The organism is Sphingobacterium puteale (assembly GCF_050986225.1).
GTDB lineage: Bacteria > Bacteroidota > Bacteroidia > Sphingobacteriales > Sphingobacteriaceae > Sphingobacterium > Sphingobacterium puteale.
This window is the reverse complement of record NZ_CP158959.1, coordinates 3,940,873-3,956,910: the sequence shown is the minus strand read 5'-3', so window position 1 is coordinate 3,956,910 and position 16,038 is coordinate 3,940,873. Positions and strand designations below refer to the sequence as shown.

At 44.6% G+C, this 16,038-nt stretch carries 13 protein-coding genes; 8 read left to right on the top strand and 5 right to left on the bottom strand.

All coding sequences use genetic code 11. The annotated features are described in order from the left end of the window. Positions 1–390: 390 nt before the first annotated feature. From ABTV71_RS16840 to ABTV71_RS16820, 5 genes are all read right to left on the bottom strand, one after another. A complete protein-coding gene (locus tag ABTV71_RS16840) occupies positions 391–1,182 on the bottom strand; it encodes a hypothetical protein (protein WP_433900355.1) in 792 nt (263 codons plus the stop codon). A 9-nt stretch (positions 1,183–1,191) separates the two neighbouring features. Then, positions 1,192–1,995 (bottom strand): hypothetical protein, encoded by an 804-nt coding sequence (locus tag ABTV71_RS16835; RefSeq protein ID WP_433900354.1) that lies wholly within the window; start codon positions 1,993–1,995, stop codon positions 1,192–1,194. A 10-nt stretch (positions 1,996–2,005) separates the two neighbouring features. Continuing rightward, a complete protein-coding gene (locus ABTV71_RS16830; protein WP_433900353.1) occupies positions 2,006–5,428 on the bottom strand; it encodes a carboxypeptidase regulatory-like domain-containing protein in 3,423 nt (1,140 codons plus the stop codon). Between the two features lie 153 nt (positions 5,429–5,581). Continuing rightward, entirely contained in the window at positions 5,582–6,748 is a 1,167-nt protein-coding gene (locus ABTV71_RS16825) for a FecR family protein (protein ID WP_433900352.1), read from the bottom strand. A gap of 75 nt (positions 6,749–6,823) precedes the next feature. Beyond that, positions 6,824–7,432: an RNA polymerase sigma factor gene (locus ABTV71_RS16820; protein WP_433900351.1), complete on the bottom strand. Its 609-nt coding sequence runs from the start codon at positions 7,430–7,432 to the stop codon at positions 6,824–6,826. A 42-nt stretch (positions 7,433–7,474) separates the two neighbouring features. On the opposite strand from ABTV71_RS16820, the gene ABTV71_RS16815 reads away from it, so the two are divergent. From ABTV71_RS16815 to ABTV71_RS16780, 8 genes are all read left to right on the top strand, one after another. Next, entirely contained in the window at positions 7,475–8,068 is a 594-nt protein-coding gene (locus ABTV71_RS16815) for a PD-(D/E)XK nuclease family transposase (protein ID WP_433900350.1), read from the top strand. A gap of 354 nt (positions 8,069–8,422) precedes the next feature. Continuing rightward, positions 8,423–8,659: a hypothetical protein gene (locus ABTV71_RS16810; RefSeq protein WP_121125211.1), complete on the top strand. Its 237-nt coding sequence runs from the start codon at positions 8,423–8,425 to the stop codon at positions 8,657–8,659. 55 nt (positions 8,660–8,714) lie between these two features. Then, positions 8,715–9,344: a histidine phosphatase family protein gene (locus ABTV71_RS16805; RefSeq protein ID WP_121125212.1), complete on the top strand. Its 630-nt coding sequence runs from the start codon at positions 8,715–8,717 to the stop codon at positions 9,342–9,344. A 97-nt stretch (positions 9,345–9,441) separates the two neighbouring features. Next, positions 9,442–9,843 carry a CPBP family intramembrane glutamic endopeptidase gene (locus ABTV71_RS16800; protein ID WP_433900349.1) on the top strand — a complete coding sequence of 134 codons (402 nt, stop codon included), beginning with the start codon at positions 9,442–9,444 and terminating at the stop codon, positions 9,841–9,843. 241 nt (positions 9,844–10,084) lie between these two features. Then, positions 10,085–10,318, top strand: a complete 234-nt coding sequence (locus ABTV71_RS16795) for a hypothetical protein (RefSeq protein WP_121125214.1) — start codon at positions 10,085–10,087, stop codon at positions 10,316–10,318. A 293-nt stretch (positions 10,319–10,611) separates the two neighbouring features. Then, a complete protein-coding gene (locus tag ABTV71_RS16790) occupies positions 10,612–11,148 on the top strand; it encodes a sigma-70 family RNA polymerase sigma factor (RefSeq protein ID WP_433900348.1) in 537 nt (178 codons plus the stop codon). 108 nt (positions 11,149–11,256) lie between these two features. After that, positions 11,257–12,429, top strand: a complete 1,173-nt coding sequence (locus tag ABTV71_RS16785; RefSeq protein ID WP_433900347.1) for a FecR family protein — start codon at positions 11,257–11,259, stop codon at positions 12,427–12,429. A gap of 205 nt (positions 12,430–12,634) precedes the next feature. After that, entirely contained in the window at positions 12,635–16,036 is a 3,402-nt protein-coding gene (locus ABTV71_RS16780; RefSeq protein ID WP_433900346.1) for a TonB-dependent receptor, read from the top strand. Positions 16,037–16,038 lie beyond the last annotated feature (2 nt).

Here is a 16,038-nt window from a genome sequence, read left to right as displayed (position 1 = left end):
TGTTTAAGGTCTGTATTTCGATTATTTCCCTTAAAAGGGGGAGAGAACAACAATTGCGGGGACCCTAGTTGGATTTTATTTTCCGTATCATGGGAACGGGGGGCGTTTGCCTAGCGCCAGTAGCGATCCGATAACTGAGGTCAAGGCCGGCCGGTCCGCATTTTACCGCCAGCAAAACCCGGGCTTGCTCTAAGAAAAGCTCAAAAGTCTTCGGTATTTGTGAGAACTGGTATCGGTTGTATGGCGTAGAAAATCTTCTGCTGTGTGCTCATGTGAAACAATGCATTTACAAAAGAAGTGGTGGATTTTTTGCCGAAAAATAGGCGGGAAGGTATATCTTAATCTAGGTGAAAATATACTTTCCCGCCTGTGATTTACATGTTGATCCCGTTAATCCAAATAAAAGAAAAGTCGGCTGAATATTTGATTCGGCACCTTGGGTGCAATAAAATAGGGTTGCACCTTTCCTTTATCGTTCAATTTTGGGAAAAAGAACCCAACGGCGGGCAATTTACTTTTTGCTTCATCGCCTTCAAAGGCCCATTCATCCGTATTCGCCTTGGTGAAATGAACCGTAGCACTCCGCAGGTCGACCTCTTTGTCAAAGTCCTTGAGTGGCAGATAATCGACGTAGACCCATTTTGCGGGAAGCACGTTCTTTGCAATGTACTCCTTACGGACATCGCCCGTGGTTGCGTTGACCTGCTGTAGCGAAATATCAACCGGGAAATCAATGCTTTTATCATAAATGTAAAAGCCTAGTTTATTGACATTGGGGTCGGCAGCAGGGGGAACCACCTGCTGTACCTTGCCGTCAAAATAGAGGTAATTGAAATTGACTCTGATGGTATTCTCTGGCAATTCAGCACTGTAAACTACTTTCTTGGTCACGGTATCTGTTAAGGTAACCAGCCGTTTTTTTGGTACTTTGTAGCTAAAGGCCGTGGTAAAATGGATATTGCTCTTGGGCTGGATAATAAAAGCGCCGTCTTTATGATCGAACACAGTGGTATCGATCGCCACCACTAAAGGATGCTCAGCACCATTGTGGCCATTGATCAGGATATGCATCGCGCGCTCTACTTCAACAGTATCCTTGTTGCAGGCACAGAAAAAGAAAGGAATACCGATCAGCAGCAGCGCCATGCATGGGAAAAATGTCTTTGTCAACAAATTTTTCATCTGTATAAATTATAATTCTAAAACCTTATTAAACTGTATCATATTATTGACCGGAGCTTCGTTGATGATCAGCAACTTGGAACTGGCCTTTACGGGTGAGGGCGTCGGAGCAACCGAAGTCAGCGGGTTGAATTCATAGGATGTGCCCGCGTTATAGGGGATGTCCGTCCCGGCTTTATAGATATGTGCACGAAACAATACAGGCGTTTTCTGCCCATTATAATCCTGTATGCCTAAAGGAAAAGGGGTAAAAGAGATGGGCTGTGAGAACTCATTGGGCTTTAGGTTTTTGATCCGGACGACCTCTTCAAATACTTTGGGGATAAAATAGTATTTCTTGAATACAATATCCACCGGTTCGCGGTAATTTAAAATATTGGACTGGAACATATAGATCAATTGCACCTTGCCTTCCTCGGGTGCCGGGATCACCGGGAAATCGCCCACCTTCCCGTCCATATAGATCAGGTTGAGGTTGGTCTCGGCTTCCGTATCCGTGGCTTTGATTTCCCGCTCCAGCAGAATTTTATCGTTGGCTTTGGACTTCATGGTGAATTTTAAGCTTTGCTTTTTGGGGTCATTGAAATTATAGGTGGCGCCAAAAGCAATTTTGCCAAATGCTGGCGTTACTGTAGGGGGAAAGGTGTCCAGTTGCAGCGTAAGTTTCTCATTGCTGTTATTATACCCACTTAAATTGAACAGATGTATATTGGAATGATACAAAAGCTGGTCTCCGCCTTTGTTGCAGGACAGGAGGGCGATGAGCAGGAAGAAGCTGATTGCCGTGGCTGTTAAAATGTTTTTTATGTTCATAACGCTTGATTTAAAATGTATATCCAATGGATAGGCTAAAGGAACTGCCTACTTTGCGGTTAAAGGTTTCTTTGTCGCCTATGCGCATCTTTTTGGTTCCATCTGCTGAGGTCTCGTAGTAACCTTCCTCATATTTTTGGGAAAACCCGAATTTCCACTCGTAGATCTCGTCCCACTCTTGGGTCGGCCACTCGGAGTTTGATAGGCCTTTCCAGCGGTCCTGTATCTTGTAGGTTTCGGGCCTGTTGACATAAAAGCGGAACGGACTGTTCAGCAGATTGCTGAGGTTGAGCTTAAGGTCCAGATTTTTGTTTTTCAGCAATTTGTAGCTCAGCTGTGCGTCGAGCTGATTGCGGGGGCGCTCGTATTCGATCAGGTCTTCGCTCATGGCGGTCATAAAGGTTTTGTACCCCATATGATTGAAGGCGACGTTGGCACCGAGGCGGTCTCCGGCATATTGTAAGGCGGCATTGTAGACGACGGGGATCTGTCCATAGAGCGGGCGCTTGCTTTTCAGGAACTGTTTTTCGCGGTACTCAAAGGTATTCCCATATTTATCGGTGTCGATGCCCTTGGCCCTGAATTCGGCCGACTGCACCTCGGAGCTTTGTAGTGTGACGTTGCCGCTGAAATTAAAGTTCTCCAACAGGGAGCCCGGAAGCATAAATCCTAAGTTTTTGCGGATATCAAACTCCAGCCCCTTGACTTTGGCCCATTCGGAGTTATTCGTCGTTACATAGATGCGATGCGAGGAATCCATCATCTGCCGGTACAATTCGATCGGATTCTGAAAATATTTATAGAAAAATCCAATGGAAATGACTTCCGCTAGGGAAGGGTACCATTCCAAACGCATATCATAATGATTAATGACGGTAGACAGCACGCCTTCATTGCGGCGGTAAGCGCCACCCAGTGCAGGATCCTGGCGTACCATTCTGGAGTTTTCGATCAATGCGGGGCGGACTACCGACTGCGAATAGGCCATGCGGATATTGAAATCCTCTACGGGTGTCAAGGTCAGGCTCGCCGAGGGCAGGTATCGCCAGGTTTTCTCTTCGGTCTCGGGATCGGCCGTCATACCCACCAGTTTGCCGGTTTTGGGGTCGACAAAGCGCTGCTTGCGCATGGCAATGGTGCGTGCATCCATCTGCAGGTCATTATCGCCGTTTTGCAGGCTTTTATACTTGAAGTATTCGGCACGCAGTCCCCAGACCAGCCTGATCCAGGAGTTGAACCTGTTGTCCAGCATGCCATAGACAGCCTGGTTGATATTTTTCCCTTCATAGGCACTGATGGAGAAGGCGGCGGGATAATAGAACATCCCATGTAAGGGATCTTTAAAATCCAGGTACTTCGACCAGGTGTTGACGGGCGAATAAGTATTTGCACCGACCGAAACGATCGGCAGGGAGACCCATTCGAACAATCCATGCCGATCCATAAACTGATAGCCGGCTTTCAGGGTCTGCTTTTGCCCAAGCCAGTTGGTCTGGTAGCTCAATGCCCCCTCGGCAATTTTGTTGGTCTCGGTATAATGGTATTCGGAACGTGTAAAGGTCCCATCACCGGCATTGGCATAGTGCGAAGGGACAACATTGTACAGGGTATCATTGAGGGTGCCTCGGGGTTCGAGCCAGGCTTCGGTCGCATCTTTCTCGCGGTTGTTCAGCTGGTTGCGGGCAATATTCCATTCGAGCTTAAAGTTGCCCAAGCGATGTTCGCCATCCAGCCTGTTCTGGAGCATATCGATAAATTTGGGGCGGTCATACTCCCGGATAGCCGGTCTGGAGCCATGGCCAATATCGTTTCCCCAGCCCTCGATCACGGAAAACTGATTGTTGAACATGCGGGAATAAAAGTTGCGGGAGGTTATTTTATGGTTTTTGCTGTTCCAGCCCAGGTTGACCAATCCGCTTAGACTCGAATTGAAGTTGTACTGCCTAGCGCTAGTCGGATTGATTTCTTTTCCGGTACTGATATCGAAGCTGGCTCCGTCTGTTTTTTGCCAGTTGCCCCGTTCGAAATTGGAGATCTGGTCAATAGACTGTTCATTGCGGTAGCTGAGCGAACCTACAAATCCAAAGATGCCCTTCATGCTATTGTAGCTCCGTCCTAGGCTGAACTGATAGTTTTGTCCGGGTAGCGCGGTATATTTTCGTGTACCCAGACGTTCCAGTCCGCCAATGCGTTTGTTCTGTGCTGCGATCATTTCGGGGGTAAAGGGCGTGACTCCCTCGGGTACCGGTTTGTACGGATTGGCAGGATCGTAGTTGATGCCGTTGAAGACGGTCAGATCCCGCGGGAACTTGCCCCGCGTGCCGTCGTCAAAGGCCAGGTAGTCCCAGCTGCCACGGCCATAGCCCAGGAAATCTTTTCCCGTAGAGCCATTGATATATTTGCTGCCCAGCGAAAAGGAGGTAAAGTTTTTCAATGGAATGGCCAGGGTGTTGATCTGGACCAGTCCGCCGCCAAAACCAAAGCTCAGGTCTGGCGATGCGGTCTTGTGGATAATAACATTCTCGATCAGGTTGCTCGGTACGATATCAAATTCAAAGTCCCGGACCTGCACATCGGTGCTGGGGAGGGTGGCGCCATCCATCATGGCCAGGTTATAGCGTTCGGCAATACCGCGGATCACGACCCGGCGGTTGTCATTGGTGCTGACACCGGCGATGCGCTTCAAGGTCTCACCAACGTTTTTGTCAGGTAACACGGCAATCTGCTCGCGGCTGATCCCGTTGGAGATCGTTGCTGCATTTTTTTGTTTGGCATAGAGTGAAGCAATACTTTCCTGTTTATAGCTGCCAGTGACGACCACCTGTTCCAGGCTTTTTACGGCATCTTTTAACACGATGCTGAGCTGTGTCTGCTTGCCGGGATGGACAAGGATGTCGGTGATCCTTTTTGTCTGATGGGATATGTAACGGACTTCCATGGTATAGGTTCCGGCGGGGATTTTGAGCGTATAACTTCCGTCGGCCTTACTTTTCAAAGACAGTCCCGTCTGGAGCACGGTGATGCTGGCATCTGCGAGCGCTTCGCCGTTTTCATTGGTAATCCTTCCACTGATTGTGCCCTGTTGTTGGGCGCCGATGTTGCTTGCGCCCCTGGAGGCTGAAAGGAGGCTGCTGCTTGTCTTTTTTGCCGAAACAAGCACGGATTGATCCCGCAGTTCAAAGCTCAGCGGCTGGTTTTTGAAAATGGCGGCCAATACCGTATTGATATCGGTATTCCGCGTTTCTATAGTGACCGGTCTGGACATTTTAAGCAGGCTGCCTTCGACTAAAAATCCATAGCCTGTCTGCGTACTTATTTTTTTGAATACGTTGGCCAGGGAGCTGTTCTTCTCGGAGAGGCTGATGTTTTGTCCTACTGCCCCCAAGCTGATCTGTAGCATACCAAAAGCGGTCATGAAGGTGCTTAGCTTCATTTTCAATAGTATGTTTGTATTTTTTTTATACATTTGTTAAGCTGAAATATGTGTTAAATCGGATCGAGAAATTCATTTGCCTATTCCGGCTATCGGCCAGTAGTGTTACGACCACTATTGGCTTTTTTTTGGAATCGGACATTTGGTGATGTATTATCTTGTTTCTACAATAAGCCTCCTTCCTTGCATTTCTACCTGAATGCTTTTAAACGTTTTTAATAGATTCAATACTTTTTCAAAAGGCCAGGAGCGTGGTATCCTTCCCGTAAAGGTTTCCTGGGTTGCGGTGCCCTGATAGTGAATGTCCACATTGTACCAGCGGCCCAGTTCGTCGATAACGCTGCCAATATCCGCATCCGTAAAGTCAAAATAGCCCTCTTTCCAGGCAATGACCTCGGTCGGGTCCACCTGTTTGACGGACAGGGAACGGGCGGCCACAATACCTTGCTGACCGGGCCTGAGGACGATGCGCTGATCGGCATTGCTCAGGGCGACGGAACCGCTCAGGAGGGTTGTTTTGGTCCTGGATTTAGCCTTGTAGGTATTGACGTTAAAATGGGTGCCCAGCACTTCGATCGTTTGGTTTTCGGACTTCACCCGAAAAGGCATGGCAGCATTGTGTGCTACTTCAAAGTATACCTCGCCGCTGATCGTCACTTCCCGTGTAGAACCACGGAAGGCGGAGGGGTAGGTGATCGAAGATTGGGCATTTAACCAGACTTGTGTACCGTCAGCTAAGGTCAGCTGGTACCTGCCGCCCCGCGGGGTAGAAAGTGTATTTGAATATACCTTAGGGACCTTTTTACCCGCTGTATAAACCAGATTGCCCGGTTGCAGCTTGTTGATATGAATGTTTCCTTCGGTAGTGAGCTCTCCCTTTTTGGAGTCATCCAGTAGAATCTTTTCGCCATTGCCGAGTGTTAAGATGGCTTGATCCGTTCCGGGTCTGATCGTGCTGCTTTGCTCTTCTGCGCTGACGGGAAGCTTGTCGGACTGCTTCTTGAAGATGTATAATGAGACTGCACAAATGAGAGCTATGGAAGCAGCGGCTTGCCATAACCTATTGCCCGGATTTAGAAAAAATCGCTTTTTGGACATCTTTGCCGTTGAGGATGTCTCCCGGTCAATCTGATCGAAGATCTTTTCCTGCAATTGTTTTTTCCGGACGGCACGTTCCTCCGGGCTTAAACTGTCGGTGATATCTGGATTGCTTTCAAATGAAGCGTACCAGTCTTCGAGTATCTGGAGTTCCTCTTGCGTGATCGTTCCGGCTTCGTATTTCGCGAGTATATCGAGGATGTATTGATTTTGATCGTCCATTTCCTTTGCTTTATACTAACTAGTACCCTAAGTATTGGAAAGCGGGAACAGGAATTTCAAAAAAAATATTTTCGCTTAATTTTTATGCATATACAGCAGCAGCACCAGATAGAAAATATCCATTTGATGATCTTTGATTTCAGAGCGCATGATATTCATGGATTTGGTAATGTGCTTGCGGACCATGGCCACAGAAATATTCAGTTGGTCGGCGATATCCTGATTGGAGCGTTTTTCGAAACGGCTCAATAGAAAGACCTCTTTGCAGGTGGCGGGCATTTTTTCGGTGATCTTAAAAATCTCCGCATGGATCTGTTTGGACTCGAGGATATTGTCGGGCTGGACCGGAACGGTATGCCCGATGTAGGCTACAGTCTCGATATATTTATCCTGGATTTTTTTTACCCGATAGGCTTTAAAGACCTGAAATTTAATTGCCGTTTTTAAGTAAGCAGAAAGGGAATGATTAAGCTGAATTTCCTTCCGCCGTAAATAGAAATTGACGAAAACATCCTGAACGATTTCCTCTGCCATAGCAAGGGAGAGCGTTCTTTTTCCTGCCAGATTAATCAAGGGTTCCCAATAGCGGTTATAGAGTTCGGAAAAAGCAGCTTTATTGTCTTCCAATTGGACCAAATCGAGCAGTTCCTGATCCGTAAGCGCTGTAAATTCACAATTAGCCATGTTAGTTAAGCAAAGACCAAATGTAAATAGGCAATTATACCTGTGTGTTTTAGGAATATTAACAAATTATTAATATTCATTTTGGCTAAAATCTTTCGATTACATGATATTTGCCTTTGTTATCGGGATACTGGGAAAATATTTTACGAAAATCTGGGTTTTATATACGTCGAATTGGTTAACTTTGCTATGGCTGAAACAGAGTTAGTTAACGATCTATATCGTTGGCTTTATGTGCTCAAAAATTTGTCATCAATGGACAAATTACCGCATTATTTGTGTAAACCAGTTTTCAAGAAGCTGTTTAAATTGGCAGAGTATAGTAAACTAAATCAGGAGGAACGGGATATGTACAATGTAAGTTTAAAAAATAAATGGGATGCCCAAAGTATTCGTGAAAGTCAAGAGATAGCGCTCGAGAGAGCTTTGACTGAAGGTAGAATTAAAGGAAAAATCGAAGGAAAAATCGAGGGTAAGATTGAAGGAAAAATTGAGGGCGAGATTATGGCTAAAACTGAAGTAATAACAAATCTGTTGTCTTTGGGGACATTTTCTATTTCGGAGGTTGCTAAACTTGCGAGTGTGTCTGAAGATTTTGTGAAGAAAATTGAAGCTGATCTGCCAAAAGAAAAATAGGTAAAAACAGGAAAATGACTGCTGAATTGAAGAAGTTGGATAACTGGCTTATCATGAAGCAGAAGATAATAAAGCCTCTGAGGAGCCAATCCCAAGAGGCTTTTTTCTGACCTTTTAATTCCCCTGGGGTAAATTTTTGAAATTCCGGGCATTATCTTAAATATGCTGTTTATCCATTTACATTGGCGAAATTGAATTTATTTGCACTTTTTACTTCTGACTATTATTGTTTAATGGTCAGAAATTTTTATATTTGGTCTGCGCAATAGTGCGTATATGGCCCAAGCTGATCAGAACAATCAGTTTGTTGCTATGGATTTCGATTCTGTAATGGATCAAAAAACAACGTGAAAGATGAAATATTACTTACTTACCTTTGCTGTTTCGGCCCAAGTGCTGGCCAAACGTGCTGAGTTAATCACCTATCTGACTAGGCATATTGCTGATTTAAAATACATTTCGGCAGATTTGCAGGATAAGCTGTGTACAATTACCGTGCGAACCTTAAAACGTGATGAAGCAGCCATCCTCAATCTTATAGCGATCAGAGGCTTTAAAGCTGCGTTTTTGTCGGCGACCGAAAGTTCTTAATTATAGTCGCTGTTCAATCAGTGAAACCTCTCCATTCAATAATCGACTAAAATCCATGTTTAAAAAGAAAAATATCATTACCGTACAACATCCTGAATCCTTGCATCACAAAAATGGAATGATTGGTTCATGGACTGATTGGAAATTAACAGAAACAGGAATCCGACAGGCAGAAAATATCGCTGACAACTTAAAATCTGAGTTTCAGGATACCAACTTTTTATTGTATTCATCACCGCTTAGCAGAACAAGGAAGACTGCTGAAATAATTGGAAATCAGTTTAATATACCGGTACAGTTTACTGATGCATTAAAAGAGAGGTATCTGGGGAAAGCGGTGGGCCAATCTGTACAATGGCTGAAAGAAAATATGGAGAAGCAAGAAATATCTATCCATGATAAATGCTTTAGTGATGCTGAATCCAGATCTGATGTATGGCAAAGGATGGCACCCTTCTATGAAACAATAATGGCTAGTGATGATGAAAATATAATCATCGTCTCGCATGGAGATAGCTTAAGTATCTTCCATGTAATGTGGCTGAGCCTGAATGTGGAAGCGCTTAATAAGATGGATTTATACGGCGTCAGTGGCGGTGTATCCTTTCTGTATCAAACAACACAGGGAAAAAGAATCATTAAGCGGCTAAGCGATACCTCTTATAAAAGCATGAAAACTGTATGAGAATTCCAAGCCCAGAAAACATCAAGCAGTTATTTGATGCCTCCCGATTGCCCTATATTGGGCATTACCAGTTGTTTTAATTAGTGCCGTATCATACTTGGTAAAAGGTACGATTCCATATTTAGCTGTTTTCTCAGTGCTCGTCTATGGTCTGCTGGAAGAAATCGGATGGCGCGGCTTTATCTACCAGGAATTTAAGGCATTGAAACCATTATATAATATACTTTTATTGTCTGTGCTATGGTTTTTATGGCATCTGAATTTTGATTTCACGCCTATACAAGTATCCTTTTTTGTTATTTTGGTATTTGGAAGTTGGGGAATAGGAAAAGTTGCCGACACGACAGGTTCCCTTATTGCCATAAGCGCATTTCATTGTCTTAACAATTTTTTTCCGGGTATCAATGCTAAAAGCGGTGCTATATTGGCGATCTTGCTTGCAGTATGGGTTATCAGCTTGGTGGTTCGGAAAAAGAATTATCAAGCGGCCAAGCGATAAATCCTATAAAGCCATGAGTGGATAGCGTCCAATTGTTGAAAATTTATCCTGCTCTGTTTAAGTAGGATAAGGTCTAATGCCCAAAAAAAAATAAAATCTAGTCTTGAACAAGGGCGGGGTAAACCAATTTATTTACTATTTTTCGGCAAAATAATTCGAAAAAGGCCTCTATTTTCTTGCAGAGACCATGTTAAAAAGAAGTATTTTTCTCACAGAATAGCGCCAAACATAAAATAGAAATATGAATCAACTAGAAATTAGAATCGAAAGGCATAATGAAGGCTTCTGGGCCAAAACGGTCAACTGCCCGGTTGTATTAACCTCTTATGGGGACACGATCGAAGGCTGTAAACAAAACTTTTTGGATTGTATCGAAATGACCCGGGAGCTTGATGAGATGAACCGTTTTCCGTATAAAGAGGGCGAATATGAACTCGTTTATATCATTGAAACGGAAACCGCGGAATTATCTTAACGATTCCAACGCCATTGTGATTTCGATCCTAGACTCTTGCCTGTATCCGGTAGCATGGAGGCCTGCAACAGGATGTCATAAGATCATAGCTTTGCATAACAAATAATTGAGCCAAGAATATTCTTGGCTTTCTGGGTTTATATACTATCCTTAATTACCGTCGTACCGGGATCTATTTTGACATTCTTTCAGATTGAAAAATAATAAAGCCTTTCCTGTTAAAATTGTATGAATATAGTTTTAAATTGCTATATTAATTGCCGGAAGTAATCGATTTTAACCAGTTCAGTTTCATGCCGTCGAACCTAATGGAAAATAAGATAAAAGCACTATTTGAGCAGAATTATTACGGGCTCGTAGAACTTTCGTGCCGTTTGGTGGGCAGTAACGAGACGGGGGAGGATATTGTACAGGATGTGTTTGTTAAATTGCTGGACAAGGATACTGTCCTTCCAAAGGATAGCCAAGCTGCTAAATCCTATATTTATGCGATGGTTAAGAATGCTTCGCTAAGTCATCTCCGAAAAGTAAAGGTAATCCATAAATATCGTCAGGTCAATCCGGCTACTGAAATATCCGATGAAGATCTATTGGAAAATATCATTTACGCGGAAGCCATTAACCAGCTCTATGCTTCCATCCGTAATCTCCCCGAAGCCAGTCAGAATATTTTTAAAATGGCTTACATTGAGGAGAAATCGAATCTGGAGGTCGCTGAAAGCTACGGAATTTCGATCAATACCGTCAAGACCCAAAAACGCAGGGCTATGGCAACACTTAAAAAAGTCTTGTTTCCGGTATTGCGTTCCATCAAAATCCTACTATTTTAATTTTTTTGATTTTCTTGTCATCCTTTCTTCCTGCTCGCGCGTCTTGTGGATAGATGGCGTCTTTTTCCGGGTACCTATAACGGATACATGACCTCATATATTTAAATTATGGAATCAAATTATTTAAGGATAGCTCAATTAATGGAACGGTACCTCAGTGGAACAATCACCGCTGAGGAACTGTTGGAGTTGCAGCAGTTTCAGGCATTATATCCACGGATAAAGATCTGGTTGGAGAATAAGGAGGTCAAGCAGGAGGAAATCCGCGAATTGCTCAATCGCCATATGCGCAACGATATACAGCTCAGATGGGAGTCTACCTTGGCCAAGGCCCAATTAATTCGTAAACAACAAAAGAAAAGAAGACGGTTGGTGGCAGCCTCTATTGTCGCGGCCCTCTGTCTTGGAGTCTGGGCTGTACCGTATTTTTCCGGAGCTGAAAAAGTTCACATCGTTGCTCAAAAAAATAAAAATGTACTTCCGGGAAAACAGCAGGCCGTGTTGACTTTGTCAAATGGCGAGACGATACGCTTGGGCGTGGATGACAGTACGACAATCCGTGACGGCGGAAATCTGATGAAAATAGCGGATAATCAATTGGACTATGCAGCGACAGACAAAGACGAGGTACATATCCATAAACTCAATGTACCTGTTGGCGGAACCTACCGTATTCAATTGAATGATGGAACGGTTGTCTGGTTAAACGCCGATTCTGAAATAAAATATCCCTCTGTATTTACGGGCAGTGAACGCCGCGTAGCGATTAAGGGTGAAGCTTTTTTTGAGGTCGCAAAGGATCCTTCCAAGCCATTTCGCGTAGCAGTGGGTGAATCTACTGTTGAGGCTGTGGGAACAGCTTTTAATATCAATACGCATCTCAAACAGGGGCAGATCAAGACAATCCTGACCGAAGGAAGGATAAAGGTAAGTGTCGCTGACAATTCTGTATTGATAGACAAAGGCAACGCTACCTTGATCGACAATAGCCGGATCACTGTGGTAAAAGCGGATCCAGAAGAAGCCCTCGCCTGGAAGGAAGGTTATTTCTATTTTGACGGAAAAGACCTCAAGAGTATCATGAACGAGGTTGCCCGCTGGTATGATGTTGATGTCGAATATAAACATGCGGTCAGTGAAGACAAAATTACAGGGGGAATCAAACGAACTGAATCTATCCGGGCGGTATGCGCGGTGCTGGAAGGGCTAACCGGTCTGGATATCCAGATCAACAATAGAACATTAGTGATAAAATCAAAAAGGAGGTCAATGACAAAATAATCAACAAGCAACACAACAAAGGATCTTAAAAAAAACTGGAGGTACTGGAATACCCCCAGTCAGCATATAAGGTTCTAAACGAACTATAGTACTAACACAATTACAAGTAAAACCTTATCTAATCAAATGTATGGAATTTAAGTATATATGGCAAAATCTATTTGTCAGATGGCGTAGCCATATGCTGTTCAAAACACTACTAACCATGAAACTTACTGTATTTCTCGTAATTATGGGGACGTTGAGTGCAGCTTCAAAAGGTCTGGCCCAGAAAGTTAGCCTTAAATTGAACAATTCAACGATGGAAAATGCCTTGGGAGCAATTAAAGCACAGACAGGTTATCGCTTTATTTATAAAGAAGCCACCCTAAGGAAAGCTTCCAATGTCAATATCAATTTGACAAAAGTACCGCTGGAGCTTGCGCTAAAACAATTATTGCAGAACCAGCCTTTAGATTACCAAATGTATGACGGGACTGTTGTTATCGTACCGAAACCTGAAAAAAAGAACCAGTCGCAAAGCCTAGCAAGTGGGGGTATCCAGCGTGAAGTGCAAGTGACAGGTACGGTCAAGGACTCGCTCGGTACCATATTGCCAGGTGTAACCATCCATCTCAAAAGCAAACCTAGTGTAGGAACGACCACAGACCTCAACGGTAACTATATTCTCAAGGTACCTGCCACGGAAGTGCTGGTATTCAAAATGGTAGGTTATCGTACAGAAGAGGCTCCAATAGCCGGACGGACTAAAATAGACATTATTTTAGAGCAGTCTTCGGCTTATGTGGATGAGGTTGTGGTTACCGCATTTGGGCAGAAAACCTTACGGGAGAGTGTGGTAGGTGCAGTCACTACGGTATCTCCAAAGGAGTTGCGTACCGGAAGCAGCAACCTCACCACAGCCTTACAGGGTAGGGTTGCGGGGATGATCTCCTTTCAGCGCAGTGGTGAACCTGGGCTCGACAATGCAGACTTCTTTATCCGCGGTGTGGGGAGCTTCGGTGTCAATAATTCGCCGCTGATCTTGGTGGACAATATGGAGGTCACCTCGACCGACCTCGCCCGGATCCCTGTGGATGATATTGAGAGTTTTTCGGTGCTGAAGGATGCCGCAGCGGCGGCGGTATACGGTTCAAGGGGAGCGAACGGTGTATTACTCGTGACGACAAAAATGGGGAAAGAGGGACCGGCGCGTCTTAATTTTCGCGTGGATCAACGCCTGTCGGCACCAACGGAAAAGGTGAAGATCGCAGATCCGGTCACCTGGATGAAAATGCAGAACGAAGCCTATATGACCCGCGACCCGCTGACAGAACGCCGCAACCTCTATTCTCCGGAAAAAATTGCCCGAACTGAAATCGGAGATGATCCCTATGCCTATCCTGCTGTCGATTGGCTCGGTATGTTGATCAAAGAAAAAACCAATACCCAGAACTATAACCTGACCATTACCGGAGGAAGTCAGATTGCCCAGTATAATATCAGTGGGAATATGACCAGAGACTTTGGCTTGATCAAAGTGGATCCCCTGAATAATTTCAATAACAATGTTGATTTCAAGGTGTATAACCTTCGGAGCAACATCAATATCAATGTGACCAAGTCGACCACTCTTGCGGTAAGAGCATTGGCCAATCTTCAGGATTACAGTGGTCCGATTGTGGGGGGAGCTGATGCATTCAGATATGCCCTGCGTTCAAACCCGGTTCTTTTTCAACCTGTATACAGACCTGGAATAGAACAGTCCTATATCCGGCATCCTATGTTTGGAAATGCAGAGGATGGACGTTATCTAAACTCCTATGCCGAGGTGGTAAAGGGGTACCAAAACTACAAGCGCAGCAATATTGTCCTTTCTGTTGAATTGAACCAAAAGTTGGATTTCCTGACAGAAGGTCTCCGTTATCGTGGTATGCTCAACGTGACGCGTAATTCTTATTTCGCCGAAAATAGACAGTACAAACCTTTCTATTATGAGTTTATGGGTTATGACGCAAGCCATTCACCCTATTATAACCCACTCAATCCTGAGCAGGGAACAGAATATCTGGATTATAGCCCCGCAGATCGTACCAACGCTGCTATCTTCCGTCTGGAAAATCAGATCCTCTATGACCGTACATTTGGCAAACACGCACTCAGCGGAATGTTTTTAACAGCAATGCAGGACCGTGTGGAGCCTGATACCCGTACCCCGTCTTTATTGAATACGTTACCATACCGCAATGTTTCCTATTCGGGACGGTTTACCTATTCGTTCGATAAACGCTATTCCGCAGAATTTAACTTTGGATATAACGGCTCAGAACGCTTCGCAGATAAACATCGCTGGGGATTTTTCCCATCAGCGGGCCTTGCCTGGAATGTACAGAATGAAAGCTTTATGGAACCCTATAGAGATGTTGTTTCACTCCTTAAATTGAGGGCCACACACGGTCTGGTGGGAAATGACGTGATTTCTGCGACAAGTTCCCGCTTCTTTTATCTTTCGGATGTAGAGCTCAATTCGGGGAATCAGTCCTATACATGGGGGATGCCCGGCGAAACCCGCCGAACGATCAATGGTATCGATATCAGACAACACCAGAACAACGACATCACATGGGAGATTTCCAGACAGTCCAATCTTGGTCTTGAGCTCGGACTTTTTAAAAGCGCATTTAAATTGACTGTTGACTATTTCAACCAAAAGCGCTCGAATATCGTGCAGACCAGAGCTTCTATTCCATCTACGGCAGGTTATTCGGCGAATATCCTGGCCAATGTTGGCAAGTATAGTTCACGGGGTGTTGATGCCGAAATGAACTATTCAAAATCTGTCAACTCCGACCTATGGTTTCAGGCCCGGGGTACTTTTACTTACGCGACCGGTAAATACGTTAATTACGAAGAACCGCAATACGAATATCCTTACTTAAGTAGGATTGGTCTAAGCGCCACACAGCAAAGAGGATATGTTGCCGAAAGGTTGTTTATTGATGATGATGAAGTACGCAACAGTCCGGCACAAACTTTTTCTGAGCAGGTACTCGGCGGGGACATAAAATATTTGGATATCAATAAAGATGGCGTCATTAATTCCAATGATATGGTGCCTATTGGATTGCCGACAACTCCCGAGATCAATTATGGTTTTGGCTTGAGTACCGGCTATAAGCGACTTGATTTTTCTTTCTTTTTTGCAGGTATGGCGCAGACTTCCCTGTTTATCAATCCGACTTATGCTGGATCAGCTCCATTTGGCAGCGTAACGGCGCCGAATGCCGTGTTACAGGTCTGGGCAGACAGCTATTGGTCGGAGGGTAACCAGAATCCTTATGCCCTGTGGCCGCGATTGAGTAGTACGCCAATGGCGAATAATACGCAGACAAGTACCTTCTGGATGCGTAATGGGAATGTTTTTCGCCTCAAACAGGTCGAGCTTGGATTTGAATTAAATCCGGCAGTGGCCAAACGCTATAAATTTCAGCGGTTTAGGGTCTATGCCAGCGCAACCAATTTGCTGAAGTTCAGCAGTTTCAAAATGTGGGATCCTGAGCTCGGTGGTAATGGATTGGGCTATCCGCTACAACGGGTGTTTAACCTTGGTATTAATGCAAGCTTTTAATT